The sequence below is a fragment of the Burkholderia metallica genome, from assembly GCF_902832845.1.
Lineage (GTDB): Bacteria > Pseudomonadota > Gammaproteobacteria > Burkholderiales > Burkholderiaceae > Burkholderia > Burkholderia metallica.
Genome location: NZ_CADFDB010000006.1, coordinates 108,726 through 134,997, shown reverse-complemented (window position 1 = coordinate 134,997; position 26,272 = coordinate 108,726). Strand labels below are relative to the sequence as shown.

At 69.0% G+C, this 26,272-nt stretch carries 25 protein-coding genes and 1 pseudogene; 16 read left to right on the top strand and 10 right to left on the bottom strand.

Annotation, left to right across the window (positions count from 1 at the left end; all coding sequences use genetic code 11):
* Positions 1–32: 32 nt before the first annotated feature.
* The 3 genes from HWX08_RS18195 to fliE form a co-directional block, all read right to left on the bottom strand.
* Positions 33–365, bottom strand: coding sequence for a flagellar protein FliT (locus HWX08_RS18195; protein WP_069257814.1), 333 nt, complete (start codon positions 363–365; stop codon positions 33–35).
* On the bottom strand, positions 362–796 hold the full coding sequence (gene fliS / locus HWX08_RS18190; RefSeq protein ID WP_069257815.1) for a flagellar export chaperone FliS: 435 nt from the start codon (positions 794–796) through the stop codon (positions 362–364). Before fliS ends, HWX08_RS18195 begins: the two co-directional genes overlap by 4 nt.
* A 263-nt stretch (positions 797–1,059) precedes the next feature.
* Positions 1,060–1,404, bottom strand: a complete 345-nt coding sequence (gene fliE, locus HWX08_RS18185) for a flagellar hook-basal body complex protein FliE (RefSeq protein ID WP_069257816.1) — start codon at positions 1,402–1,404, stop codon at positions 1,060–1,062.
* 249 nt (positions 1,405–1,653) lie between these two features.
* Here fliE and fliF point away from each other — a divergent pair, with 249 nt between their 5' ends.
* Genes fliF through HWX08_RS18155 form a run of 6 tightly spaced genes read left to right on the top strand, consistent with a single transcriptional unit; the run spans position 1,654 to position 8,473 of the window.
* Positions 1,654–3,417, top strand: a complete 1,764-nt coding sequence (gene fliF, locus HWX08_RS18180) for a flagellar basal-body MS-ring/collar protein FliF (protein WP_069257817.1) — start codon at positions 1,654–1,656, stop codon at positions 3,415–3,417.
* On the top strand, positions 3,407–4,402 hold the full coding sequence (gene fliG, locus HWX08_RS18175; RefSeq protein WP_107313688.1) for a flagellar motor switch protein FliG: 996 nt from the start codon (positions 3,407–3,409) through the stop codon (positions 4,400–4,402). The genes fliF and fliG overlap by 11 nt, the downstream gene beginning before the upstream one ends.
* Positions 4,395–5,078 carry a flagellar assembly protein FliH gene (gene fliH / locus HWX08_RS18170; RefSeq protein WP_069257819.1) on the top strand — a complete coding sequence of 228 codons (684 nt, stop codon included), beginning with the start codon at positions 4,395–4,397 and terminating at the stop codon, positions 5,076–5,078. Before fliG ends, fliH begins: the two co-directional genes overlap by 8 nt.
* Positions 5,072–6,619, top strand: coding sequence for a flagellar protein export ATPase FliI (fliI, locus tag HWX08_RS18165; protein WP_069257820.1), 1,548 nt, complete (start codon positions 5,072–5,074; stop codon positions 6,617–6,619). The genes fliH and fliI overlap by 7 nt, the downstream gene beginning before the upstream one ends.
* Before the next feature lie 5 nt (positions 6,620–6,624).
* Complete coding sequence (fliJ, locus tag HWX08_RS18160; RefSeq protein WP_174923252.1) at positions 6,625–7,083, top strand: flagellar export protein FliJ; 459 nt, start codon at positions 6,625–6,627, stop codon at positions 7,081–7,083.
* A gap of 31 nt (positions 7,084–7,114) precedes the next feature.
* A complete protein-coding gene (locus HWX08_RS18155; protein WP_175807105.1) occupies positions 7,115–8,473 on the top strand; it encodes a flagellar hook-length control protein FliK in 1,359 nt (452 codons plus the stop codon).
* A gap of 27 nt (positions 8,474–8,500) precedes the next feature.
* Here HWX08_RS18155 and HWX08_RS18150 read toward each other — a convergent pair whose 3' ends face one another.
* Positions 8,501–10,141, bottom strand: a complete 1,641-nt coding sequence (locus tag HWX08_RS18150; RefSeq protein ID WP_174923011.1) for a GMC family oxidoreductase — start codon at positions 10,139–10,141, stop codon at positions 8,501–8,503.
* Between the two features lie 729 nt (positions 10,142–10,870).
* Between HWX08_RS18150 and HWX08_RS18145 the strand changes: the two genes are divergently transcribed.
* Entirely contained in the window at positions 10,871–12,313 is a 1,443-nt protein-coding gene (locus tag HWX08_RS18145) for a coniferyl aldehyde dehydrogenase (protein ID WP_174923010.1), read from the top strand.
* A gap of 70 nt (positions 12,314–12,383) precedes the next feature.
* Here HWX08_RS18145 and HWX08_RS18140 read toward each other — a convergent pair whose 3' ends face one another.
* Complete coding sequence (locus tag HWX08_RS18140) at positions 12,384–13,406, bottom strand: serine/threonine protein kinase (protein ID WP_157126768.1); 1,023 nt, start codon at positions 13,404–13,406, stop codon at positions 12,384–12,386.
* Between the two features lie 58 nt (positions 13,407–13,464).
* Positions 13,465–13,677 carry a hypothetical protein gene (locus tag HWX08_RS18135; protein ID WP_004198969.1) on the bottom strand — a complete coding sequence of 71 codons (213 nt, stop codon included), beginning with the start codon at positions 13,675–13,677 and terminating at the stop codon, positions 13,465–13,467.
* Positions 13,678–14,466: 789 nt separating this feature from the next.
* Here HWX08_RS18135 and HWX08_RS18130 point away from each other — a divergent pair.
* Both HWX08_RS18130 and HWX08_RS18125 read left to right on the top strand, forming a co-directional pair.
* A complete protein-coding gene (locus HWX08_RS18130) occupies positions 14,467–15,348 on the top strand; it encodes a DMT family transporter (RefSeq protein ID WP_069258094.1) in 882 nt (293 codons plus the stop codon).
* Between the two features lie 303 nt (positions 15,349–15,651).
* Positions 15,652–15,837: a hypothetical protein gene (locus tag HWX08_RS18125; RefSeq protein WP_011353526.1), complete on the top strand. Its 186-nt coding sequence runs from the start codon at positions 15,652–15,654 to the stop codon at positions 15,835–15,837.
* 109 nt (positions 15,838–15,946) lie between these two features.
* Here HWX08_RS18125 and mgrA read toward each other — a convergent pair whose 3' ends face one another.
* Positions 15,947–16,990, bottom strand: a complete 1,044-nt coding sequence (gene mgrA, locus HWX08_RS18120; protein ID WP_174923009.1) for an L-glyceraldehyde 3-phosphate reductase — start codon at positions 16,988–16,990, stop codon at positions 15,947–15,949.
* 193 nt (positions 16,991–17,183) lie between these two features.
* On the opposite strand from mgrA, the gene HWX08_RS18115 reads away from it, so the two are divergent.
* Complete coding sequence (locus tag HWX08_RS18115) at positions 17,184–17,390, top strand: DUF3185 family protein (RefSeq protein ID WP_107312557.1); 207 nt, start codon at positions 17,184–17,186, stop codon at positions 17,388–17,390.
* 148 nt (positions 17,391–17,538) lie between these two features.
* Here the strand turns inward: HWX08_RS18115 and HWX08_RS18110 are convergent, their stop codons facing one another.
* Positions 17,539–18,312 (bottom strand): phytanoyl-CoA dioxygenase family protein, encoded by a 774-nt coding sequence (locus HWX08_RS18110; RefSeq protein WP_069257828.1) that lies wholly within the window; start codon positions 18,310–18,312, stop codon positions 17,539–17,541.
* Positions 18,313–18,665: 353 nt separating this feature from the next.
* Between HWX08_RS18110 and HWX08_RS18105 the strand changes: the two genes are divergently transcribed.
* Positions 18,666–19,004: a hypothetical protein gene (locus HWX08_RS18105; protein ID WP_069257829.1), complete on the top strand. Its 339-nt coding sequence runs from the start codon at positions 18,666–18,668 to the stop codon at positions 19,002–19,004.
* A 123-nt stretch (positions 19,005–19,127) separates the two neighbouring features.
* Here HWX08_RS18105 and metK read toward each other — a convergent pair whose 3' ends face one another.
* Entirely contained in the window at positions 19,128–20,315 is a 1,188-nt protein-coding gene (gene metK, locus HWX08_RS18100; protein ID WP_006482984.1) for a methionine adenosyltransferase, read from the bottom strand.
* Positions 20,316–20,581: 266 nt separating this feature from the next.
* On the opposite strand from metK, the gene lpxL reads away from it, so the two are divergent.
* Positions 20,582–21,466, top strand: coding sequence for a lauroyl acyltransferase LpxL (gene lpxL, locus HWX08_RS18095; protein WP_069257830.1), 885 nt, complete (start codon positions 20,582–20,584; stop codon positions 21,464–21,466).
* A 62-nt stretch (positions 21,467–21,528) separates the two neighbouring features.
* On the opposite strand, the pseudogene HWX08_RS18090 reads toward lpxL, so the two are convergent.
* Positions 21,529–21,792, bottom strand: a pseudogene (locus HWX08_RS18090) (HigA family addiction module antitoxin); the annotation flags it as partial.
* 420 nt (positions 21,793–22,212) lie between these two features.
* Between HWX08_RS18090 and dapF the strand changes: the two are divergent.
* The 4 genes from dapF to HWX08_RS18070 all read left to right on the top strand — a co-directional run bounded on the left by dapF (position 22,213) and on the right by HWX08_RS18070 (position 26,074).
* Positions 22,213–23,082: a diaminopimelate epimerase gene (dapF, locus tag HWX08_RS18085; RefSeq protein ID WP_069257831.1), complete on the top strand. Its 870-nt coding sequence runs from the start codon at positions 22,213–22,215 to the stop codon at positions 23,080–23,082.
* Positions 23,083–23,119: 37 nt separating this feature from the next.
* Positions 23,120–23,848 carry a DUF484 family protein gene (locus tag HWX08_RS18080; RefSeq protein ID WP_069257832.1) on the top strand — a complete coding sequence of 243 codons (729 nt, stop codon included), beginning with the start codon at positions 23,120–23,122 and terminating at the stop codon, positions 23,846–23,848.
* Positions 23,849–23,862: 14 nt separating this feature from the next.
* Entirely contained in the window at positions 23,863–24,783 is a 921-nt protein-coding gene (gene xerC / locus HWX08_RS18075; protein WP_069257833.1) for a tyrosine recombinase XerC, read from the top strand.
* A gap of 76 nt (positions 24,784–24,859) precedes the next feature.
* A complete protein-coding gene (locus tag HWX08_RS18070) occupies positions 24,860–26,074 on the top strand; it encodes a class I SAM-dependent rRNA methyltransferase (RefSeq protein ID WP_069257834.1) in 1,215 nt (404 codons plus the stop codon).
* Positions 26,075–26,272: the final 198 nt, after the last annotated feature.

Below are 26,272 nucleotides of genomic sequence, written 5' to 3'. Positions count from 1 at the left end.
CGCCCCCGCGCCCGTTTCTCCGGAAACGGGTGCTACCCGCGCGCGCGGTAGAGATCGGTCAATACCTGGGTCGAGCGCCGCGCCTCGAACAGCGCGGACAACCGCGCGACGTCGGGGCTCGCGAGATCGCGGATCGCGGCGTCGTCGGCCAGGATGCGGCGGATCAGGTCGAGCTTGCGGCCGAGATCCGATTCGTCGAGCACGACGCCGGAATCGGCTTCCTTCAGCCTGTCGACCAACTGCATGAATTCGGCCTGCAACCCCGGCAACGCGCTCCAGTCGGCGCTGCGGGCGGCGCCCAGCATCCGGCCCGACACGGCGGCGAGCGCCTCGTAACGTTCGAAGTATTCGGCCTTGCGATTCATCGTGATGCTTCCACTGCCTGTTGCGCGGCCATCCGCGCGACCTCCGGGGCGATCCCCGTCCATGCTTCCTCGAGCGTCGCGAGCAGCCGGTCGACCTCGACCAGCATCGCGTCGCTCGCCTGCGCGTTCGCTTCCAGCAGACGCCGGCCGATATACGCATACAGCGCGTCCAGCCGCTCCGCGATCTCGCCGCCCGCGTCGCGGTTCAGCGACGCCTTCAGCCCGCTCTCGACGATCCGGATCGCCTTGCCGATCGCATCGCCCCGCGCGGATACGTTGCCCTGCTGCAAATGCATGCGCGCCAGCGCGATCGCCTGCCGCGCGCCCTGGTACAGCATCGCGATCAACCGGTGCGGGGAGGCGCCCATCACCCCTGTCTCGACGCCGACACGCGCGTAGGCACTGGCTCCAGCGTGTCCTGGGGAAAACATGCGCTTCTCCTTGTTCTGCCTTGGCTATACGGGAACCGCCGCCGTGCATCGCACGACGCGGCCTTCACCGGAGTTATCGGAAGGGATCGCGAAAGCTTTAGGCAAGCGTGCCTGCTGCCGGGCGCCGAGGCGCCGGTCCGCCGGCGAGCCCGGCGGCGCTTTGCGAATGGCCGTGGCCGGATAACGGTTCCGGGATGGGCGGGTTCGGATAGCGGCCAACCGGATAGCCGTCCCCGGATGGCCGGCCCCGGATAGCCGGCCCGTCACACCGACATCTGCATGATGTCGTTGTAAGCGCTCACGAGCTTGTTGCGGACCTGGAGCCCGAACTGGAAGCCGATGTTGGCTTTCTGCATGTCGACCATCACGTCGTTGAGCGACACGTTCGGCGCGCCGACCTCGAACGCCTGCGCCTCGCCGAGCGCGTGCTGCTGGTCGCCGCTGATCTTGTCGAGCGACGCCTTCATCGCGCTCGCGAACGTGCCGGCCGTCGCCGCGCCCGAGCCGGCCAGCGCCGCCGTCGGGCTCGCGACGCCGCCGGACGCCTGCGCGGCCATCGACTGCATCTGTTGCAACACCGAACCGATTCCGCTGACGTTCGCAGCCATGCTGTCCCCAAAACCGAGAGAAGAGACCCGGACGTGCCGGGAGATCCGCCGGCGCCGCACCACGCGCGCCATGCCGGATTCCGAAAAAGGATAGCAGCGCGCCGCGCGTCAAAGCCGAGAAAGTACGGGGGAAACCCCGTTCTTTTCGGTCGATCGGAGTGCGGCCCGGGTCACGATAATCGCATCGTGTCATTGTCCGCCCGCTCGTCCGAGCGAGCTCAGTCGTCCCGCTCCGGAGAAACTCGACGCATGGATTCGCAGGCCAACTCGCTGATCAACCCAGACGCCCGCGCGGGCCTCGCCAGCCCGGCGCCCGGCGCCGCCGCGGCCGCCGCGCTGCCGGGCGCGGGTGGCGCAGGCGCAGACTTCGGGCTGGGCGGCTTCGCGGAACGCATTCCCGGCATCTCGCGGATGAAGGGCAACCCGAAGCTGCCGTTCGTGATCGCCGTCGCGTTCGCGGTCGCCGTGATCACCGCGCTCGTGCTGTGGAGCCGCGCGCCCGACTATCGCGTGCTGTACAGCAACCTGTCGGACCGCGACGGCGGCGCGATCATCGCCGCGCTCCAGCAGGCAAACGTTCCCTACAAGTTCGCCGATGCCGGCGGCGCGATCCTCGTACCGTCGAGCCAGGTGCACGAAACGCGCCTGAAGCTCGCCGCGATGGGGCTGCCGAAGGGCGGCTCGGTCGGCTTCGAGCTGATGGACAACCAGAAATTCGGCATCAGCCAGTTCGCCGAGCAGATCAACTACCAGCGCGCGCTCGAAGGCGAGCTGCAGCGTACCATCGAATCGATCAACGCCGTGCGCGGCGCGCGCGTGCATCTCGCGATCCCGAAGCCGTCGGTGTTCGTGCGCGACAAGGAAGCGCCGAGCGCGTCGGTGTTCGTCGACCTCTACCCGGGCCGCGTGCTCGACGAGGGCCAGGTGCAGGCGATCACGCGGATGGTGTCGTCCGGCGTGCCCGACATGCCCGCGAAGAACGTGACGATCGTCGACCAGGACGGCAACCTGCTGACCCAGACCGCGTCGGCCTCCGGCCTCGACGCGAGCCAGCTCAAATACGTGCAGCAGGTCGAGCACAACACGCAGAAGCGCATCGACGCGATCCTCGCGCCGATCTTCGGCGCGGGCAACGCGCGCTCGCAGGTCAGCGCGGACCTCGATTTCTCGAAGATCGAGCAGACGTCGGAAAGCTACGGCCCGAACGGCACGCCGCAGCAGGCCGCGATCCGCAGCCAGCAGACCAGCAGCTCGACCGAGCTCGCGCAGGGCGGCGCGTCGGGCGTGCCGGGTGCGCTGTCGAACACGCCGCCGCAGCCTGCGTCCGCGCCGATCGTCGCCGGCAACGGCCAGAACGCGCCGCAGACCACCCCGGTGAGCGACCGCAAGGACCAGACGACCAACTACGAAGTCGACAAGACGATCCGCCATCTCGAGCAGCCGATGGGCAGCGTGAAGCGGCTGTCGGTCGCGGTCGTCGTCAACTACCAGCCGGTCGCCGACGCGAAGGGCCACGTGACGATGCAGCCGCTGCCGCCCGCGAAGCTCGCGCAGGTCGAACAGCTCGTGAAGGACGCGATGGGCTACGACGAGAAGCGCGGCGACTCGGTGAACGTCGTGAACAGCGCGTTCTCGACCGCGAGCGATCCGTACGCCGACCTGCCGTGGTGGCGCCAGCCCGACATGATCGCGATGGCGAAGGAAGCCGCGAAATGGCTCGGCATCGCGGCGGCCGCGGCGGCGCTCTACTTCATGTTCGTGCGCCCGGCGATGCGCCGCGCCTTCCCGCCGCCCGAGCCGGCCGCGCCGGCGCTCGCCGCGCCGGAAGACCCGGTCGCGCTCGACGGCCTACCGGCGCCGGAGAAGGCCGAGGAGCCCGACGCGCTGCTGCTCGGTTTCGAGAGCGAAAAGAACCGTTACGAACGCAACCTCGACTACGCGCGCACGATCGCCCGCCAGGATCCGAAGATCGTCGCCACCGTCGTGAAGAACTGGGTGTCCGATGAACGCTGAAGGCTTGACCAAGAGCGCGCTCCTGCTGATGTCGATCGGCGAGGAAGAGGCCGCGCAGGTATTCAAGTTCCTCGCGCCGCGCGAGGTCCAGAAGATCGGCGCCGCGATGGCCGCGCTGAAGAACGTCACGCGCGAGCAGGTCGAGGACGTGCTGCAGGAGTTCGCGAAGGAAGCCGAGCAGCACACCGCGCTGTCGCTCGATTCGAGCGAGTACATCCGTTCGGTGCTGACCAAGGCGCTCGGCGAGGACAAGGCCGGCGTGCTGATCGACCGCATCCTGCAGGGCAGCGACACGAGCGGCATCGAGGGCCTGAAGTGGATGGACTCGGGCGCGGTGGCCGAACTGATCAAGAACGAGCATCCGCAGATCATCGCGACGATCCTCGTGCATCTCGACCGCGACCAGGCGTCCGAGATCGCGTCGTGCTTCACCGAGCGGCTGCGCAACGACGTGATGCTGCGGATCGCGACGCTCGACGGCATCCAGCCGGCCGCGCTGCGCGAACTCGACGACGTGCTGACGGGCCTGCTGTCCGGCAGCGACAACCTGAAGCGCAGCCCGATGGGCGGCATCCGCACCGCGGCCGAGATCCTGAACTTCATGACGAGCGTGCACGAGGAAGGCGTGCTGGAGAGCGTGCGCCAGTACGATGCCGATCTCGCGCAGAAGATCGTCGATCAGATGTTCGTGTTCGAGAACCTGCTCGACCTCGAGGATCGCGCGATCCAGATGGTGCTCAAGGAAGTCGAGTCGGAAACGCTGATCATCGCGCTGAAGGGCGCGCCGCCCGCGCTGCGCCAGAAGTTCCTCGCGAACATGTCGCAGCGCGCGGCCGAACTGCTCGCCGAGGATCTCGACGCGCGCGGCCCGGTGCGCGTGTCCGAAGTCGAGACGCAGCAGCGCCGCATCCTGCAGATCGTGCGCAACCTGGCCGAGAGCGGCGCGATCGCGATCGGCGGCAAGGCGGAAGACGCGTATGTCTGATTCGGCGAGCGATCGCGCGGGCACCCTCACCGCGTACCAGCGGTGGGAGATGGCGTCGTTCGACCCGCCGCCGCCCCCGCCGCCGCCCGACGACGCGGCAGCGGCCGCCGCCGCGCTCGCCGCGGATCTGCAGCGCGTGCGCGACGCCGCGCACGCCGAAGGCCATGCGGCCGGCCACGCCGAAGGCCACGCGCTCGGCTACCAGGCCGGTTTCGAGCAGGGCCGCGAACAGGGTTTCGAGGCCGGCCGGGCCGACGCGCGCGAACAGGCCGCGCAGCTCGCGGCGCTCGCCGCGTCGTTCCGCGAGGCCGTGTCGAGCGTCGAACACGATCTGGCCGCCGACCTCGCGCAACTCGCGCTCGACATCGCGCAGCAAGTCGTGCGCCAGCACGTGAAGCACGACCCGGCCGCGCTGGTGGCCGCCGTGCGCGACGTGCTCGCGGCCGAACCCGCGCTGTCCGGGGCGCCGCATCTCGCGGTGAATCCGGCCGACCTGCCCGTCGTCGAAGCGTATCTGCAGGACGATCTCGATGCGCTCGGCTGGAACGTGCGCACCGACGCGTCGATCGAGCGCGGCGGCTGCCGCGCGCACGCCGCGACCGGCGAGGTCGACGCGACGCTGCCCACCCGCTGGCAGCGCGTCGCCGCCGCGATCGGCAAGGTGAGCACGTGGTGACGCCCACGCCCGATTCGCTCGCGCACGACGGCATGACGCCGCTCGAGCGCGAACTCGCGCTCGCGTCGTTCGGCCCGGACGCCGCGCGCGACAGCGCACGAGACCCGCGCCGGCACGCCGCCGCGGCAGCGGCCGACGGCGCCGCGCCGCGCGCGCCGCACAATCCGCATCTCGCACACTGGCGCACCCACCTGAACGGGCTCGCCGCACGCAGCCACCGCGCGCTGCCGCTGCGGCCGTGCGGGCGCCTGACGCGCGCAGCCGGCCTCGTGCTCGAGGCGATCGGGCTGCGCCTGTCGGTCGGCGCCGAATGCACGATCGAACTGCCGCCCGGCAGCACGCTGTCGCACGCGGAAGCCGAAGTCGTCGGCTTCGCCGGCGATCGCCTGTTCCTGATGCCGACCACCGACGTCGCCGGCGTGCTGCCCGGCGCGCGCGTGTGGCCGCGCGAAAGCGCGCCCGTCACCGATCCGCTCGCGGGCGCCAAGCGCCTGCCGGTCGGCTGGGAAATGCTCGGGCGCGTCGTCGACGCGTCGGGGCGCCCGCTCGACGGCCTCGGCCCGCTCGCGTCGAAGGTCGACGCGCCGCTGTCGGCGCCGTCGATCAACCCGCTCGAGCGCGAACCGATCCACCACGTGCTCGACGTCGGTGTGCGCGCGATCAACGCGCTGCTCACCGTCGGCCGCGGGCAGCGGATGGGCCTGTTCGCGGGCTCCGGCGTCGGCAAGTCGGTACTGCTCGGCACGATGGCGCGCTACACGAGCGCGGAAGTGATCGTGATCGGGCTGATCGGCGAGCGCGGCCGTGAAGTGAAGGAATTCATCGAACAGATTCTCGGCGAGGACGGGCTCGCGCGCTCGGTCGTCGTCGCGGCGCCGGCCGACGTGTCGCCGCTGCTGCGGATGCAGGGCGCCGCGTACGCGACGTCGCTCGCCGAGTATTTCCGCGACCAGGGCAAGCACGTGCTGCTGCTGATGGATTCGCTGACACGCTATGCGATGGCGCAGCGCGAGATCGCGCTGGCGATCGGCGAGCCGCCCGCGACGAAGGGCTACCCGCCGTCGGTGTTCGCGAAGCTGCCCGCGCTCGTCGAGCGCACCGGCAACGGGCCCGAAGGCGGCGGCTCGATCACCGCGTTCTACACGGTGCTGACCGAAGGCGACGACCAGCAGGACCCGATCGCCGATTCGGCGCGCGCGATCCTCGACGGCCACATCGTGCTGTCGCGCGCGCTCGCCGAGGCCGGCCACTATCCGGCGATCGACATCGAGGCGTCGATCAGCCGCGCGATGACCGCGCTGATCGACGAAACGCATCTCGACCACGTCCGGCAGTTCAAGCAGATGCTGTCGCGCTACCAGCGCAATCGCGACCTGATCGCGGTCGGCGCGTACGCGCCCGGCCGCGACGCGCAGCTCGACCGCGCGATCGCGCTCTATCCGCGCATCGAGGCGTTCCTGCAGCAGGGCTTTCGCGAATGCGCGCCGTTCGCGTCGAGCCTCGCCGGGCTCGATGCGCTGTTCGACGCTTACGGAGGCTGACCCCGATGGCACACGGCTTTCCGCTTCAGTTGCTGCTCGATCGCGCGCAGGAGGATCTCGATTCCGCCGCGAAGCAGCTCGGCACCGCGCAGCGCGAGCGCACCGCGGCCGCCGAGCAGCTCGACGCGCTGCTGCGCTACCGCGACGAATACCACGCGCGCTTCTCGCAATCCGCGCAGCACGGGATGCCGGCCGGCAACTGGCGCAATTTCCAGGCATTCATCGACACGCTCGACGCCGCGATCGCGCAGCAGCGCAGCGTGCTGGCCGCGGCGGAGGTCCGCATCGACGAAGCCCGCCCGAACTGGCAACAGAAGAAACGCACCGTCGGCTCGTTCGAAATCCTGCAGGCGCGCGGCGCCGCGCAGGATGCGATGCGCGACGCCCGGCGCGAACAGCGCGACGCCGACGAACACGCCGCGACGATCCTGCGCATGCGGGCCGACGCGGCCCGTTCGTCGTAACCGACCACCGCATTCGAACGAGAGAATCGCCATGCCTCCCCTGCCCCTGCTCGGCGCGCTGCTCGACACCGCCGGCACAGCACTCAAGGCCGCCCGCGGCGCGGCTGCGTCCGGCGCCGCCGGCAACGATGCAGCGACCGCCACGGCCGCCGTCCCGTTCGCGCAGACGCTGAAGCAAAGCGTCGCCACGCGTCACGACGCGTCGAACTCCGGCGTGCCGGATGCGTCGCCGAAACAGGCTGCGTCGAAGCCGGCCGCCGGCACGAAGCCGTCCGCGGCCGATGACGACGACGCGAACGACGATACGACCGCGAACGCCGCCACCAACCCCGACGCCGCCGCGCTCGCGGCCGCCGCGGCGTTGCAGGCGCAACTGCAGGCGCGCACGGACAACGCGACGCCGGCCGATGCAACGGCCGCCGCCGCGGCGCAGAAGACGGCCGTGTCCGGCCAGCCCGATGCCACGGCCACGCTGGCGGATCACGCGACCGGCGACGCGAGCGCAGCCTCCCCGCCGGCCGCGCCGGCGTCGGGCCGCGATGCGCTGCAAACCGCGCTCGACAGGCTGACGGGCGGCGCGGGCGCGATCGCGATGCCCGCGACCGGCGCGACGGCGACGGCGTCCGCACCGGCCTCCGCCGCAGCGACCGGCGCCGCCGCACCGCTGACACCGAAGGCGCCGAGCTTCGACCGCACGCTCGCCGACGCGAAGGGCGCGCTTGCCACCCAGCAAACGCCGACGCCGGCCGCCGCGCAGGCGCTGCAGGCCAGCGCGAACGCGCAGTCGGGAGAACAGCACGCGCTCGCGGCAGCCGGCGCCGCGACGGACCCGGCCGCCAGCGCGACGCTCGCGGCCGGCGCGACGGCCGCTGCCGCCGCACAGGCGAACCTGCAGCTGTCGCCGGCCGCGGGGGCGATCGCCGCCGCGAACGCGCACGTGCTCGCGCCCCACGTCGGCACCCCTGACTGGACGGACGCGCTGAGTCAGAAGGTCGTGTTCCTGTCGAATGCGCACCAGCAGAGCGCCGAGCTGACGCTCAATCCGGCCGATCTCGGGCCGCTGCAGGTCGTGCTGCGCGTCGCGGACAACAACGCGCACGCGCTGTTCGTGTCGCAGCACGCCCAAGTGCGCGAAGCGGTCGAAGCCGCGCTGCCGAAGCTGCGCGAGGCGATGGAAGCGGGCGGGCTCGGGCTCGGCAGCGCGACCGTCAGCGACGGCGGCTTCGCGTCGCAGCAACAGAACCCGCAGCAAACCTTCGCCGGCGGCCAGTCGTCGTCGCGGCGCGGGAACGGCGGACAGTCAGCCGTCGAGGCACCGGCCGGCGCTGCGCAATCCGCACCGGCCGCCGCGAGCGTGAGCCGCGCCGGCCTCGTCGATACGTTTGCCTGAGCATGATCGCCGCCGTGCGCGCGCCGCTCAGCGGCCGTGCACCGCCGCGGCTGCCTCGCCGCGCGTCGCCGTGCCCTTGCGCGCGGCGACGATGAAGTCCGCCGCGCGTTCGCCGATCATCACCGACGGCGCATTCGTGTTCCCGCCGACGAGCGTCGGCATCACCGACGCATCCACCACGCGCAACCCTTCGACGCCGCGCACGCGCAGTTGCGGATCGACGACCGCGCGCGCATCCGAACCCATCCGGCAGGTGCCGACCGGGTGATAGATCGTGTCGGCATGTTCGACGATCGTCTGGCGCAGCTCTGCCTCGCTCTGGTCGGCCCGCGTGTACAGCTCGCGCCCGCCCTGCGACGCGAGCGGCGCCTGCGACAGAATCCGGCGCATCGCCTGCGTGCCGCGCACGAGCAGGTCGAGATCGCGCGCATCGCTGAAAAAGCGCGGATCGATCAGCGGCGCGTCGCGCGCATCGCCGCTCGCGAGCGCCACCGTGCCGCGGCTGAACGGCCGCAGCGCGCACACGTGCAGCGAATAGCCGAAGCCCCAGTGCATCTTGCGGTTGTGGTCGTCCACGAGCGCCGTGCAGAAATGTAGTTGCAGGTCGGGGCGCTCCAGCGACGGATCGCTCTTGATGAAGCCGCCCGCCTCTGCGACGTTGCTCGTCATCATTCCGGTGCGGCTCGAGAAATAGCGCGCGAGCGCCGGCGCCATCTTCGCGAGTCCGCGCAGACACACGCCGACCAGCTCCGACGAATTCACGCGCGTATTGATGATGAAATCGATATGGTCGATCAGGTTCGCGCCGACGTCCGGCGCATCCTGCACGACCGCGATCCCGTGCCGACGCAGTTGCTCGGCCGGGCCGATCCCCGAGCACATCAGCAGTTGCGGCGAATTGAACGCGCCGGCCGACAGGATCACTTCCGCACGCGCGTCGAGCGTCTCGACCCGCCCGTTGCGTGCAAGCGCGACGCCGACTGCGCGCTTGCCTTCGAACACCACCCGCAGCACCGTCGCATCGGTGATCACGTGCAGGTTCGGCCGGTTGCGGCCGTAGATGTATGCGCGGGCAACACTGCAGCGCGAGCCGTCGCGGTGCGTGACCTGATAGAAGCCGACGCCTTCCTGCGTCGCGCCGTTGAAATCGTCGTTCAGCGGATAGCCGGCCGCATGCGCGGCCTGGATGAATCGTTCGGAGAACGGATTGCGAAAGCGCAGATCCGACACCGACAGCGGGCCGTCCGCACCATGCCATGCATCGGCGCCGCGCACGTTGCCTTCCGCGCGGCGGAAATACGGCAGCACCTCCTGCCAGCTCCAGCCCGTCGCGCCGAGCTGCGCCCATTCGTCGTAGTCGCCCGGATGGCCGCGCGTGTAGATCATCGCGTTGATCGCGCTCGAGCCGCCCATCCCGCGCCCGCGCGGCTGGTAGCCGCGCCGGCCGCCGAGGCCCGCCTGCGGCACCGTCTCGTAGCCGTAGTTCGTGCCGAGCTTGAACGGCACCAGCGCGGCGATGCCGACCGGCATGTTGACGAGCAGGTTGCGCTCCGTATGCGAGCCGGCTTCGATCAGCGCGATCGTCGCATCGGGGCAGGCATCGGCGAGCCGGCCGGCCAGGCTCGAGCCGCCCGAACCGCCGCCTACGATGATGTAGTCGTATTGCATGTCACGTCTCCTTCGTGTCATGGAAGGCGCCCGGCATCGCCGCGCGACCGCGTCCCCTCTTGTAATGTTCGGGCATTGTAGGAATGGCGGTCGCGCGCGCGGCGCGCCGATTCAAGAGCGATTCCTCTAAACGCCCGCGTGAACTAAATTTAAGATGTATCGATTCGCTTTGCGCGACGTGCCGGCCACGAGAAGCCGAGCCGTCGCGAAACGGGAGTGACGACGATGCAGCGCCAGGTTCTGCAGGCCGCGTGCCGACCGGGTGGTCCGGATGCGATGCGCGCAACCCGCATTTCATTTCAAACGGCTGCCTGCGCGAAGAGGCTCGACGTCGTGCGCGCAGTCGATCGAAATCGAACGGCCTGCGTCGTCGCCGACCGTTTGGACGGTTTGTCGCTGCAGCGGCGAAGTGCGCTGCGGCACGATTCGGCGGACTCGTCGCGCCGCCCTGCTTCGGTGCCCCGGCAGGCGCGCGCGACACCGCACCGCGTGCCGGTCGGCCATCGTCTCGCGCGACATGCCCGCGCGTGTCGGCCAGGTTGGCGGATGCGCACACCGTCGCGCGGATGCGACGCCCGTTGCACGCTTCAACCGGTTTTCGAGCACCCGTCGCAGCCGGCCTCGCGCCGCGCGACACGCACCACCCCGATCCGCGTCGCCGCGCTCGCCGAGCGTGCGCGTGCGGCGTGACGGCCGGCCGACCAGCCCGGCCCAACTGGAGGAGACGACATGAAGAACGACCTGCCCGAACTGGCCCCGCAAGCCGTGCCGTCGGCCGACGCGCTGACGGCGCTGCTGCGCGACCAGCGTGCGGCGTACCTGCGGGCGCCGTACCCGGCTTGGGACACGCGGGCCCAGCACCTGCGTGCGCTGCGCACGATGCTGATCGACAACACGGACGCACTCGCCGAAGCGATCAGCGCCGATTTCGGTCATCGCTCGAAGCAGGAAGTGCTGCTGTCGGAAATCTGGATGGCGAAAGAAGAGATCGACGACGCACTCCGGCACGGCAAGCGCTGGATGAAACCGGTCCGCAAGCCGATGAACAAGTGGCTGCGCCCGGCGCGCGCGAAGGTGATGCCGCAGCCGCTCGGCGTGGTCGGCATCGTCGTGCCGTGGAACTACCCGGTGCTGCTCGCGGCCGGCCCGCTGATCTGCGCGCTCGCCGCCGGCAACCGCGCGATCATCAAGATGTCCGAACTGACGCCGCGCACGTCGGCGCTGTTCGAGCAGCTCATCGGCAAGACCTTCGCGCGCGACCACGTCGCGGTCGTGAACGGCGATGCGGAAGTCGGCGCCGCGTTCAGCGCGCTGCCGTTCGATCATCTGCTGTTTACCGGCTCGACGCACGTCGGCCGCCACGTGATGCGCGCGGCCGCCGACAACCTCACGCCCGTCACGCTCGAACTCGGCGGCAAGTCGCCGGCGATCGTCGGCCCGAACGCGCGCTTCGATGCGGCCGTCGACGCGATCGTCACCGGCAAGACGCTGAACGCGGGCCAGACCTGCATCGCGCCCGACTACGTGCTGCTGCCGCGCGGGATGGAAGCCGCGTTCATCGAGCGCGCGCGGGCACGCTTCGCGAAGATGTATCCGGACCTGTCGACCAACGGCGACTACACGACGATCGTATCGCCGCGCCACTACGCACGGCTGCAGCAGCTCGCGAGCGACGCGCAGACGGCCGGCGCGCAACTGCATCCGCTGTCCGACGCGCCATCCGACCCCGCGTCGCGCCGCTTCGTGCCGTGCGCGGTCACGCAGGTGCCGGCCGCGTCGCAACTGATGCAGGAGGAGATCTTCGGGCCGCTGCTGCCGCTCGTGCCGTACGAACGGCTCGACGAGGCGATCGCATACGTGAATGCGCGCCCGCGTCCGCTCGCGCTGTACCTGTTCGACGAGGACGGCGGCACGGTCGAGCGCGTGATGCGCGAAACGATCTCGGGCGGCGTGACGGTAAACGATGCACTGCTGCACATCGCGTGCGGCAGCTTGCCGTTCGGCGGCGTCGGTGCGAGCGGGATGGGCGCGTATCACGGCTACGACGGCTTCGTGACGTTCTCGAAGATGAAGCCGGTGCTCACGCAGGCGCGCCTGAATACGCGCGGGCTGATCGCGCCGCCTTATGGCAAGCGCTTCGCCGCCGTGATCAAGATGATGCTGAAGTTCTGAGCGAAACGGGCCGCGGATGCGCAGCGGCCCGCGCTGAACCTGCCGCGCGGCGAAGCTGCCGCGCGCGCCGTCACACGGGCCAGAGCGGCCCTTCCTGCATCGCGCCGATCTGCTCGCGCAACTCGAGCACGCGCGCTTCCCAGTAACGATGCGTGTTGAACCACGGAAACGCGGCCGGAAATGCGGGATCGTCCCAGCGCCGCGCGAGCCAGGCCGCGTAGTGGATCAGCCGCAGCGTGCGCAGCGCTTCGACGAGATGCAGCTCGCGCGGCTCGAATTCGCAGAAATCCTCGTAGCCGGCCAGCAGGTCGGCCAGCGCACGCGACGCGCCTTCGCGATCGCCAGGCAGCAGCAGCCACAGATCCTGGATCGCGGGCGCCATCCGGCTGTCGTCGAAATCGACGAAGTGCGGGCCGGCATCGGTCCACAGCACGTTGCTCGGATGACAGTCGCCGTGCGTGCGCAGCAGGCGGATGTCGCCCGCCCGCTCGAACGCGGCCTCCACGCCTTCGAGCGCGAGCGTGACCGCCGTCTCGTACGCGGGCCTTACGTCATCCGGAATGAAATCGTGCGCGAGCAGGTAGTCGCGCGGCTCGTAGCCGAACGTCGTGATATCGAGCACCGGGCGCGCGGCATACGGCTCGGTCGCGCCGACCGCATGGATCCGGCCGATGAAGCGGCCCAGCCATTCGAGCGTGTCGCTGCGATCGAGGTCGGGCGCGCGGCCGCCGCGCCGCTCGAAGATCGAGAAGCGGAAACCGTCGAACGTGTGCAGCGTGCGGCCGTCGAATGCGCGCGCGGGCACCGCCGGAATCTCGCGCGCGGCGAGTTCGGCGACGAACGCGTGCTCTTCGAGGATCGCTTCGTCCGACCAGCGTGCCGGACGGTAGAACTTCGCGACGACCGGCGGGCCGTCTTCGATGCCCACCTGGTACACGCGGTTTTCGTAGCTGTTGAGCGCGAGCAGGCGCCCGTCGGTGCGCAGCCCGGCCGGCATCAGCATGCTGTCGAGCGCGTCGAGCACGCACTCGGGCGTGAGTCCGGCGAACGGCGGGCCGGCGGGAGAAGCGGGAGCGGAAGTGGCGTCTTTCATGCCCCGCATTGTGCCGCCTGCGGGGCCGAAAGACGAGCGCCGGCTGCGGCGTGTGCGTTCAGTGAAGCGCCGCGCCGGCCGGCAGCACGGATTCGCCGGTGTCGATCAGGTCCTCGAGAAAGAACGGCTCGGTGTTGAGTTCCTTCGACTCACCCGGTACGCCCGCGTACCAGGTCACCATGGCCATGTCGCCCAGGATGCGCTGGACGATGCCGCGCGCGCCCTTCGGCACCGCGATATGGGTAGTGCAGACAATCGACCCGACATGCATGATGGTTCCCCACTCTTGAATCTTGAAACCCGGCTCGCTGGCGAGCCGGCAAATGCACGATCCGCGCGCTCTCGTCGGAGCGTTGCGCGTGATCCCATTGTTCACGGTTTATCGAAGCGCGAAAAGAAGAAGAAGCGGGCGAAGTGCCGCGAATTCGTCGAATGTCTCCAATCAACCACTGCGCCGGGCCGGCGCTTGCCCGCCCGGTTACCCCCATCATACCCTGTCGAATGTGTCCGTCCGCCGAATCCGCGGCATCACTGCGGCGCGCATGTGGCGGGCGCCGCTCACGCGTCGCGGGTGGGCACGCGGTTCGCGGCAACATGACGCGTGATGGGGGCACCCGCTCGACGCGGCATCCTCATCGCCTTCGCGTGCGTTGAACGCGGCCGGCACAACGCGCGGTCGCGCGCACCCCGCCCTTCGTTCGTCATACGATGCCGCCGACGAATGTTGCGCCCGATGCCGGCCTTGCGGTACCTTTGATGCTCATTCGCGTTCAAGCGCATTCCGCCACGATGCATCCGCTCACGTCCGCCCTCGCAAGATCCCGGCCGCAGTTCGACTCGCGGCCGCAGGCGTGCGTGCATCCGTCGGTCCTGCCTCCTCCTGTCGCACCGCCGCTCGTCGGCGCCGCGCCGCCCCCTCCGGCGGCACGCGCCGGCTGACCGGCCGGCTTTTCGTTCCGTCTTCCATTCGCCCGTCGGCCTGCATGCGTGCGTCGTGACGCACCGCGTGCCGCTGCGCGTGCGGATGGAACGTTCCGATCCGTTCGACAGGTGGATTCACATGGTTTCGTTCAAACGCGCGCTCGCCGCGCATGGCGCTACGTCGCTCTTCGTGCTGCTGTGGAGCAGCGGCGCGATCTTCGCTGAACTCGGTCTGCGTCACGCGTCCGCGTTCGCCTTTCTTACCGCACGCTTCGCCGTTGCCTCGCTCGTGCTGCTCGGGCTGGCCCTGGTGCGCAAACGCTGGCTGCCGCCGCGTGGCGAGCGGCGCATGGCCGCGCTCACCGGCCTGCTGATGATGGGCGGCTATTCGATCTTCTACCTGCTCGCGCTCGAACGCGGGATCGCGCCGGGCGTGCTCGCGACGATCCTCGGCGTGCAGCCGATCCTCACGCTCGCGCTCGTCGAGCGGCGCTGGCAGCCGGTGCGCATCGCGGGGCTCGCGCTGTCGCTGGCCGGCCTCGCGCTCGTCGTGTTCCGCGGCGCAGGGGACGGCGGCCTGACGCCGGCGGGCATCGCGTGCGCGCTCACTGCGCTCGTCGCGCTGACCGCCGGCTCGCTGCTGCAAAAGCGCGTACGCGCGGCGCCCGCCGACGTGCTGCCGCTGCAGAATGCGATCGGTCTCGCGCTGTGCGTGGCGATCGCGCCGTTCCGGCCGCTGTCGTTCGACCTGAGCTGGGCGTTCGCGATCCCGCTGCTGTGGCTCGGCATCGTGATTTCGGTGATCGCGCAACTGCTGTTCTACCGGTTGATGCAGCGCGGCGATCTCGTCAACGTGACGAGCCTGTTCTATCTCGTGCCCGTCGTCACCACGCTGATGGATGCCGTGTGGCTCGGCAACCGGCCCGAGCCGCTCGCGCTCGCCGGCATGGGGGCGATCATCGCGGGACTCGCGCTGGTGTTCCGCGCGCCGGCCGCCCGCGCGCAACCCGACCGCGCATGAGCGGGCGTGCCGCCGCGCCTGCGCGTGCGGCGGCACGCATCGGACATATACGACGAATTCGCACCAGTCGAAAGGCACGGGAAAGATACGCGCAAGGCATTCGTCGACCTGGCGGGGAAAATGCGGGATTTCGCGGGGCTTTCCGCTGATTTTTAATGGTTCGGATAGCGAAAAGCGCTGCCGGTTGCCTATACTCGAATTGACCGGCCCGCTCGCGATCGGGTCGGACCCACACTAGAAATACCCGGCATGGGGCCGGAGTAAGCGCTGAAGCGCCCACTCCGGCCGACACTGGAGACACGCATGACGACCTACTTCACGATCGGCGACTTCATCCTGTTGATTCCGATGGCGCTGGCCGGAGCGCTATTTCTCGGCGCGGTGCCGTGCGCAACCGAATTCCGTCACAACCTGCTGCGCGTACTGGGCGTGATCCTCGGCGTCGGCGTCGCGGTCTTGCTCGTCGAAGGCCTGCCTGCGCTAATCTAGCCGCGCAACCCGTGCGCGACGCGCATCGCTTGCATCGAAGCGATGCGCGGGTCTGCGTGCAAGCCGTCGATACGGCATGCGATGTTTCGCATCCCGTATCGAGTCCCGGTCAGATCGCCTGATCGGTGGACGGCTTTTCCCACAGATTGATGCCGCCTTCCGTCGCGTAACGATCGATCTCCGCGAGTTCCTCCGCCGAGAAGTCGAGGTTCTTCAGCGCGCCGACGTTTTCGCGCACCTGCTCCGCCCGGCTCGCGCCGATCAGCGCGGACGTCACGCGGCCGTTGCGCAGCACCCATGCGAGCGCCATCTGCGCGAGGCTCTGCCCGCGCCGCTCGGCGATCGCGTTGAGCTTGCGCACGTGCTCGAGGTTGTCCGCACTCAGGTGATCCTCTTTCAGCGAGCCGCCGCCGGGCTTGTTCACGCGCGCGTCGGCCGGCACGCCGTTCAGGTACTTCGACGTGAGCAGCCCCTGCGCGAGCGGCGTGAACGCGATGCTGCCCGTCCCGATCTCGTCGAGCGTGCCGAGCAGTTCGGTTTCGACCCAGCGGTTCAGCAGGTTGTACGACGGCTGGTGGATCAGCAGCGGCACCTTGTACTGCGCGAGCAGTTCGGCCATCTCGCGCGTCTTCGCCGCCGAATACGACGAAATGCCGATGTAGAGCGCCTTGCCCTGCTGCACGGCCGATGCGAGCGCGCCCGCCGTTTCCTCGAGCGGCGTGTGGGCGTCGAAGCGGTGCGAATAGAAGATGTCGACGTAGTCGAGCCCCATGCGCTGCAGGCTCTGGTCGAGGCTCGCGAGCACGTACTTGCGCGACCCGCCGCCGCTGCCGTACGGCCCCGGCCACATGTCCCAGCCGGCCTTCGTCGAAATCAGCAGCTCGTCGCGATACGGCCGGAAATCCTCCTTCAGCAGCCGGCCGAAATTGGTTTCGGCGCTGCCGTACGGCGGCCCGTAGTTGTTCGCGAGATCGAAGTGGTTGATGCCGAGGTCGAACGCGGTGCGCAGGATCTCGCGCTGCGTCGAGATCGGCGTCGTGTCGCCGAAGTTGTGCCACAGGCCGAGCGACAGCGCGGGCAGTTTGAGCCCGGATTTGCCGCAGGTGCGGTACTGCATGTCGGCGTAACGTTCGGAAGCTGCTTCGTAGGCCATGAGTCGGTTCCGTCAGGACATCGGGGAAAGGGACGCGCACGCGCCGCACCCACGGCGCGGCGATGGCGAAGGAGTCATACGACGACTATGGTAACGAAAGCGGCCGGCGTGCGCACGACGACGCGCCGATGGACGCGGCCGTGCCCGTCGCCTACACTGCGGCGTCTCGAATCACCGTTTCTGCGAGGTTGGTATGTCCCGGGTCATCTCGGTTGCGCTGCTCGTCGGCGGCGTCGTGCTGCTGTATTTCGGCGGCCAGTCGTTCCATTCGCTCAACGACAACATGTCGCGCTTCTTCACGGGCTCGCCCGCGACGAAGACGATCCTGCTGATCGTGGGCGGCGCCGTCGCATCGTTCATCGGCCTGATCGGTCTCGCGATGCCGGGCGGCAAGCGCTGAGCGCGTCGCCGCGCGACACGCGAACGGCCCGCGTCGCACGCCGGGCCGCGCCAGACGAAACGGGCGGCCAGGCCGCCCGTTGCTTCATTCTCCCGCGATGCCCGGCACCACGGCATCGCCGCGGCGTTGCCGGCCGCCCGCGCCGTGCCTAGAACGGCACTTCCGACTTCGACGCCGAGCGCGTGCCCGGCACCGGCCGGTTGCTCGCGCCGTGGTAGGTGTACACGAGCGAGAATTTCACCTGGTCGGAACGATTCTGCCCGGCCGAATGCAGCGTGTTGCTGTGGAAGAACACGACGTCGCCCGTCTGCAGCGACGGGCACGTGGCCGCGTCGATCATCCTGCGATTCTCCGGCAGGTCGCTGCGGAAGAACTTCGCATCGTCGAACGCTTCGGGCCCGAATTCGGCCGTATGCGACCCCGGCACGAGCCACAATGCGCCGTTCTCGTTCGTCTCCGGCCCGAGCGCGAGCCATACCGACACCATGTCCGGGCGCTCGAACGACCAGTAGCGAAAATCGCGATGCCAGCCGGTCAGGCTGCCGTACGCGGGATGCTTCGTCATCATGCAGTTGTGATGGGCGCGCGACAGCACGGGCTCTTCGCCGAAATACGCGCGCATCCACGCACCGATTTCAGGGGCGACCGCGCGCTCGGCGAAGGCCGGATCGCGCGAATACGCATCGAGCAGCCGTCGCACCGTATGCCCGCCCGGCGCATGTTTGGACTCGGGCGCGCCCGGATAGCGCAAATCCGCCTCGAACTCGATCGGCTCGGCCGCCTCCCGCAACTGGCGCTCGGCGATCTGCCTGAGCGCCGCGCACTGCTCGTCACTGACGAGGCCACGCGCGACGACGAAGCCGCGCTCGCGCAATTCCGCGACTTGCGCGCGGATCGATTCCGACTGCAATGGAGACGACATGGGATGCCAGATGCTTATTGTGTGAATGTGACGATTGTAAATCGGCGCCGGATTCGGCGAACAGCGCCATTGTCGTGCGCAGGGGCATGCCAATCGCGGATTTGATCCGGGTCAAGGGAACTGTGCGGCGCGGCGCCGGCCTCACCGACAGGCGGTATGCGGCACACGCGTTGCGGCACAAGGGTTTATCGCGACTTTTGCCGGTCATGTTTCCCCTGTAGCCTGTCGCGGCCCTGTCAATTCTGGCGGGCGCGGCGCGCAGCGAGTTTCGGTAAGATCCGTTGCGCCATCCGAGGCCGTTCATACCAGTGCGCTCCCAAGGGCGCCATCCATACAAGCGAAGCATCGTTCACATGCCATTCCGTCTGACTTCCCGTCTCAGCCGCGCTGCGAAGCGCGTCATGCCGCCCGCTCCTGCCCGCTCGCTGCGCCATCACCGCGCCCGCACGCAGGCGCTGGCCGAGCGTACGCCCGCACACAGCCGGCTGGACGGCATCCGTGCGTGGTTCCACGCATTTCTGATGATGAGCGCGCAGGCGTTCTCGCGCCGCGCGGGCCTGCGCTCGCTGCTGCAGAAGCCGTCGTCGCTGCGCGCGCTCGCGCTGCGCCGCACGCTCGGCCCGCAGCGCCGCATCAACCGCCCGCGCCGCCTCGCGGCCAGCAACGGCTGGTTCGGGTTCGGCGCGCGCTGAGCGCACGCCGGCGGGCACCGCGCGACGATCGCCGTCGCGCTGCCGTGCCCGTACCCACCGGCGATCGACACCCATAAAAAAACCCCGGCCAGGCCGGGGTTTTTCATGTCGGGCGAGCGACGCTTACGCGACGCGTGCCGTCGGCTCGACGCCGGCCGCTTCGGCCAGTGCGAGCGCCTTGTCGGTCGCTTCCCACGAGAATTCCGGCTCTTCGCGGCCGAAGTGGCCGTAAGCGGCGGTCTTTTCGTAGATCGGGCGCAGCAGGTCGAGCATCTTGATGATGCCCTTCGGACGCAGGTCGAAATGCTCGCGCACGAGCTTCGTGATCACTGCATCCGACACGCGGCCCGTGCCGAACGTGTTGACCATCACCGAGGTCGGCTCGGCCACGCCGATCGCGTACGACACCTGGATCAGCGCGCGCGACGCGAGGCCGGCGGCGACGATGTTCTTCGCGACGTAGCGGCCTGCGTACGCAGCCGAACGGTCGACCTTCGACGGATCCTTGCCCGAGAACGCGCCGCCGCCGTGCGGTGCGGCACCGCCGTACGTGTCGACGATGATCTTGCGGCCGGTCAGGCCGCAGTCGCCCTGCGGGCCGCCGATCACGAACCGGCCGGTCGGGTTCACCAGGAACTTGATGTCGCCCTTGATCAGGTCGGCCGGCAGCGTCGGCTTGATGATTTCCTCGATCACGGCTTCGCGCAGCGCCGGCAGTTCGATGTCCGGTGCGTGCTGCGTCGACAGCACGACGGTGTCGATCGAATCGGGCTTGCCGTCGACGTAGCGGACCGTCACCTGCGACTTCGCGTCCGGGCGCAGCCATTGCAGGCGGCCGTCGCGGCGCAGGCTGGCCTGGCGCTCGACGAGACGGTGCGACAGGTAGATCGGCAGCGGCATCAGTTCCGGCGTTTCGTCGCACGCGTAACCGAACATCAGGCCCTGGTCGCCCGCGCCTTGATCGAGGTTGTCGTCGTGCGCACGATCGACGCCCTGCGCGATGTCCGGCGACTGCTTGTCGTACGCGACGAGCACCGCGCAACCCTTGTAGTCGATGCCGTAGTCGGTGTTGTCGTAGCCGATGCGCTTGATCGTGTCGCGTGCGATCTGGATGTAGTCGATGTTGGCCGTCGTGGTGATTTCACCGGCCAGCACGACGAGACCCGTGTTGCACAGCGTTTCCGCCGCGACACGGGAATACTTGTCTTGCTCGAGGATGGCGTCGAGGATCGCGTCCGAGATCTGGTCCGCGACTTTGTCCGGATGGCCTTCGGAGACGGATTCGGACGTGAAGAGATAATCGTTTGCCACTTTTTTCAGGCTCCTGTGTGGTTACGGTTGGTTTCACGTAGCCAGCTTCGTTGGGCCTGAAGCGGCGACGCTTTAGCGGATTACCAGGACCGGGCAGCGTGTGTGACGCCAACCGGCTTCGCCCCGCAAGTTGTCAGTTAACTCGGCGAAGCCCGTATTATAGCGGCTTTCCTGAATTGTCACAGAGTGCCGCCCGTGCTGCATCTTCCGCTGTCTCACCCACCTGTTCGCAACGCGCCGGCCAGCCGGTTCCACGGAGGTTTCGCATGCTAGGTCGTCTCGGCACGCACCTCGCCATTGGCTTGCTGAAACTGCTCGCCCTGTTGCCGTACGGCCTGACCGCACGGTTCGGCGATGGTCTCGGCTGGCTGCTCTACAAGATCCCCAGCCGGCGAAAACGCATCGTACACACCAATCTGAAACTCTGCTTCCCGGACTGGAGCGACGCGCGGCGCGAGGAAGTCGCCGGGCAGCATTTCCGCCATGCGATCCGCAGCTACGTCGAGCGCAGCGTGCAGTGGTTCGGTTCGGAGAAAAAGCTCGCGAAGCTGATCCAGGTCGACAGCGCGGTCGATCTCGACGATCCGGACCTGCCGCCGACGCTGTTCCTCGGCCTGCATTTCGTCGGCATCGAGGCCGGCTCGATCTGGCTGAATCGTTCGCTGCACCGCCGCTGCGGGTCGCTCTACCAGCCGTTCTCGAACGCGGTGCTCGAGGAAGCGGCGAAGCAGGCGCGCGGGCGATTCGACGCGGAGATGGTCGGCCGCGCGGACAGCGCGCGCGTCGTGCTGCGCTGGCTGCGCGACCGCAAGCCGGTGATGCTCGGCGCCGACATGGACTACGGGTTGCGCAATTCGACGTTCGTCCCGTTCTTCGGCGTGCCTGCCTGCACGCTGACGGCCGTCGGCCGGCTCGCGAAGACGGGCCGCGCGCAGGTCGTGCCGTTCATCGGCGAGGTGCTGCCGAATTACAAGGGCTATCGTCTGAAGGTATTCAAGCCGTGGGATCACTACCCGACCGGCGACGACGATCTCGACGCACGGCGGATGAACGCATTCCTGGAAGAACAGATCCCGCTGATGCCCGAGCAATACTATTGGGTCCACAAGCGCTTCAAGACCCGCCCGGCCGGCGAACCGAGCCTGTACTGACCTGACGCCCGTCGGGCGAATCCCGCGGGCGCGCCGTCATGCGCGCGCCTGCGCTCTCGCCACCTTCGGCGCGCCTGCCAGAGATCGAACGCAACCTGCTGCGCGAGCCAAAGGTCGGCACGCCCGCCATTGTCTTCGCCCAGCCATGCCTCGAGACGCAATGCCATTTCCGGCGAGATGCTGGCATGGCCGTGCAGGATCCGCGACAGCGCCGCACGCGTCACGCCGAGCTGCGCGGCGGCCTCGGTGACGGACAGGCCCAGCGCCGGCAGCACGTCGTCGCGCAGCGCTTCGCCTGGATGGGGCGGATTGAAGATGCGTGTCATCGCTTGAATCACCTCAGTGGTCATCCTGGTAATTGACCAGGACGACATCGGAGCCGTCGAACCTGAACGTCAGACATCACCTTGTCAATGTGACCCGTACGAAACGTGCGTCCGGGTCGCCCTGTGCTTTTGCCGTACATCGGGCACGCATCGCCACGCCTCGCCTGGGCTGCGACAACGCCCGCCACACCGCGTCAATTTGTCCGCTCGCCGCTGACGCGACCAGTCGACCGATCGACAGATACCGCCCGTTCCTTCCCCGCCGGCGACGCGAAACGGCCGCCCGCGCGGGACGCCCCTGTCCGCTGCATGTATCATTTGCGGTTGAGATCAGCACGACGAACGACGAGGCCGCACCGCATGGCCGCCGGCCGTTCGCGTCGTGCCGACCGCCTTGTTCGCCATGGAAATCCGGACCCAGTGAAACTCTCGTTCACCAAGATGCACGGCGCGGGCAACGACTTCGTCGTGCTCGACGGCTATTCGCGCGCGTTGCCGCCGCTCACCGAAGCGCAGGTGCGTGCGCTTGCCAACCGCCACTTCGGTATCGGCGCCGACCAGTTGCTGCTCGTCGAGAAACCGACCGTCGACGGCGCGGATTTCAAGTACCGGATCTTCAATTGCGACGGCGGCGAGGTCGAACACTGCGGCAACGGCGCGCGCTGCTTCGTGAAATTCGTCAGCGACCGCGGCCTGACCGACAAGCGCAGCGTGCGCGTGCAGGTAATGAAGGGCCTGATCACGCTGACGATGCAGGACAACGGCGAAGTCGTCGTCGACATGGGTGCGCCCGGGTTCGCGCCGGCGCAGGTGCCGTTCGACGCGGCGGGCCTCGACGGCCGCACCGAGGGCCGCGACACGCTGTGGCCGCTCGACGTCGGCGGCGCGACGCGCTGGATTTCGACGGTGACGATGGGCAATCCGCACGCGGTGCAGGTCGTCGACGACACCGAAGCGTATCCGGTGCTGGAAGAAGGCCCGCTGATCGAACGCCACGCCCGCTTCCCGCAGCGCGTGAACGCCGGCTTCATGCAGATCGTGTCGCGCAGCGAAGTGAAACTGCGCGTGTACGAACGCGGCGCGGGCGAGACGCTCGCGTGCGGCACCGGTGCATGCGCGGCGGTCGCGGCCGGCATCCGGCGCGGCCTGCTCGATTCGCCCGTGACCGTGCACACGCACGGCGGCACGCTGACGATCGACTGGGACGGCGCGCGCGACGAACGCGCCGCGCTGATGATGGCCGGCCCCGCCACCACCGTGTTCGAAGGCGAGATCGACCTGCACGCCTGACCCTGCAACGTCCTTGATAACTGAACGCTCCCGCCACATGAACGATCGCGAAGTCGCCGACTACCTGCTCGCCAATCCCGAATTCTTCGCGCGGCACGCCGAGCTGCTCGCGACGATCCGTCTCGCGAACCCGCACGGCAAGGCCGCGATCTCGCTGCAGGAGCGGCAAATGGAAATGCTGCGCGACAAGAACAAGCATCTCGAGCGCCGCCTCGCCGAACTCGTGCGGTACGGCCACGAGAACGACAGCCTGTCGGCGAAGTTCAGCCGCTGGACCGCACGCGTGATCGCGGAACGCGATCCGTACGCGCTGCCGCGCACGATCGCCGACGGCATCGCCGACGTGTTCGACGTGCCGCAAACCGCGCTGCGCGTCTGGGACGTCGCCGACACCTACTCGCAGGCCGACTTCGCGCGCCAGGTCGGCGAGGAAGTCCGGCTGTTCACGAACGGGCTGTCGACGCCGTACTGCGGCGCCAACACGGGCTTCGAGGCCGCGCAGTGGCTCGTGCCCGCGCTCGCCGCGTCGGCCGCGAATGCGGCGGAAGGTGCGGAAGCCGCGCCGCCGGCCGGCGACGGCTCGGCCGCATCGGTCGCGCTGCTCGCACTGCGTGCGCCGCTCGCCGGCGCCGATGCGCCCGCGTTCGGCCTGCTCGTGCTCGGTTCGCCCGACCCGCGCCGCTTCCACGACGGCATGGCCACCGACTTCCTCGCGCAGATCGCGACGCTCGCGAGCGCCGCGCTCACGCGCCTGCTGCCGCACTGATCCGTCCGCACGCGATGACAGACGATCCGGTCGCCGCCTACCTGTCGAACCTGAAGCACGTCAGGCAGCTGTCGGACCACACGCTGCGCGGCTACACGCACGAACTCGACGAGCTGAAGAAGCTCGCGAACGGCCGGCCGCTCGAAACGCTGACGGCCGCCGACATGCGCGGCGCGGTCGCGCGCGCGCATGCGGGCGGGCTGTCCGCACGCTCGATCGCGCACCGGCTGTCCGCGTGGCGCGCGTTCTACCGCTGGCTCGCGCAGCGCATCGAGATGCCCGCGAACCCGGTCGCCGCGGTGCGCGCGCCGAAACGCGCGAAGACCTTGCCGAAGGCGCTGTCGGTCGACGACGCATCGGCGTTGATGGACGCTCCGCTTGCCGGCACGACCGAAGGCATCCGCGATCACGCGATCCTCGAGCTGTTCTATTCGTCGGGGCTGCGCCTCGCCGAGCTGATCGGGCTCGACGTGATGTACACGCAGGCCGACGGCTACCGGTCGGCCGGCTGGCTCGATCTCGCCGAAGCCGAAGTCACCGTGCGCGGCAAGGGCAACAAGGAGCGCAAGGTGCCGGTCGGCCGCAAGGCGATCGACGCGCTGAACGCATGGCTCGCGGTGCGCGGCGAATTCGTGAAGCACGATCCGCATCCGCTGTTCCTGTCGGTGCGCGGCAACCGGATGTCGCCGGGCGTCGTACGCGAGCGCGTGAAGCGCGCGGCGCTCACCGCGGGCATCCCCGCCAACGTCCATCCGCACGTGCTGCGCCACTCGTTCGCCACCCACGTGCTGCAGTCGAGCGGCGACCTGCGCGCGGTGCAGGAACTGCTCGGCCACGCGAGCGTTGCCGCGACGCAAATCTATACGTCGCTCGACTTCCAGCATCTCGCAAAGATTTACGACAGCGCGCATCCGCGCGCGAAGAAGCGCGACTGACGCGCGTCCCGTACGACCCGCCGCGCGCGGCGGCCGGCCACGGCCGGCGTCGCGCATGGCCCCTTTCGATTTCATCATGCAAACCGTCACCCTCAAGCCGTCCAAGGAAAAATCGCTGCTGCGCCGCCATCCGTGGATCTACGCCAATGCGATCGACCGCGTCGACGGCAAGCCCGCGCCCGGCGCGACCGTCGTCGTGCGTGCGCACGACGGCCGCTTCCTCGCGCGCGGCGCGTACAGCCCGCAGTCGCAGATCCGCGTGCGCGTGTGGAGCTTCGACGAGAACGAGCCGATCGACCATGCGTTCTTCAAGCGCCGCGTGCAGCGCGCGGTCGCGCACCGCACGACGATGGTGTCGGGCACCGGCGCGGTCCGGCTCGTGTTCGGCGAAGCCGACGGGCTGCCGGGGCTGATCGTCGACTACTACGTGGCCGACACCGCCGAAGCGGGCGCCACGCCGCGCGGCCAGCTCGTGTGCCAGTTCATGGCCGCGGGCGTCGAGGCCTGGAAGGATGCGATCGTGAAGGCGCTCGTCGGCGCGACGGACTGCCCGAACGTCTACGAGCGCTCGGACGTGTCGATCCGCGACAAGGAAGGGCTCGAACAGACGACCGGCGTGCTCGCCGGCGACGCGCCGCCCGCGACGCTGATCGCGAACGAAAACGGCGTGCGCTATCACGTCGACGTGCCGAACGGCCACAAGACGGGCTTCTACGTCGATCAGCGCGACAACCGCGCGCTGGTTGCGCAGTACGCGGCCGACCGCGACGTGCTGAACTGCTTCTGCTACACGGGCGGCTTCTCGCTCGCGGCGCTCAAGGGCGGCGCGAAGCGTGTCGTGTCGATCGACTCGTCGGGCGATGCGCTCGCGCTCGCACAGCAGAACGTCGTCGCCAACGGCTTCGACGCCGAACGCGCGACCTGGCTCGATGCCGATGCATTCAAGACGCTGCGCCGCCTCGTCGACGAAGGCGAGCGTTTCGACCTGATCGTGCTCGATCCGCCGAAGTTCGCGCCGACCCGCGACAGCGTCGATCGCGCGGCGCGCGCATACAAGGACATCAACCTGAGCGGCTTCAAGCTGCTGCGTCCGGGCGGCCTGCTGTTCACGTACTCGTGCTCGGGCGCGATCGACATGGACCTGTTCCAGAAGATCGTCGCGGGCGCGGCCGCCGACGCGAAGGTCGACGCGCGCATCCTGAAGCGGCTCGGCGCGGGCGTCGATCACCCGCTGCTCGCCGCGTTCCCGGAGGGCGAGTATCTGAAGGGCCTGCTGTTGCAAATCGTCTGATCGCCCCGATCTACGCGCGTAACCGTCAGCCGGCCCGCGGCCCCGCGCCCGGCGCATCCGCGCTCCCGCCTGTCGTTCGGACGACGGGCGAGGGCTTGACAGATATGTTTCAATGGATGGTTGTGCGCCCCGGCTGGTCAAGCCCCGGGGCGCGATGCACATCCTGGTTTTGACCCCGATTCACGAACCACAGGCGAT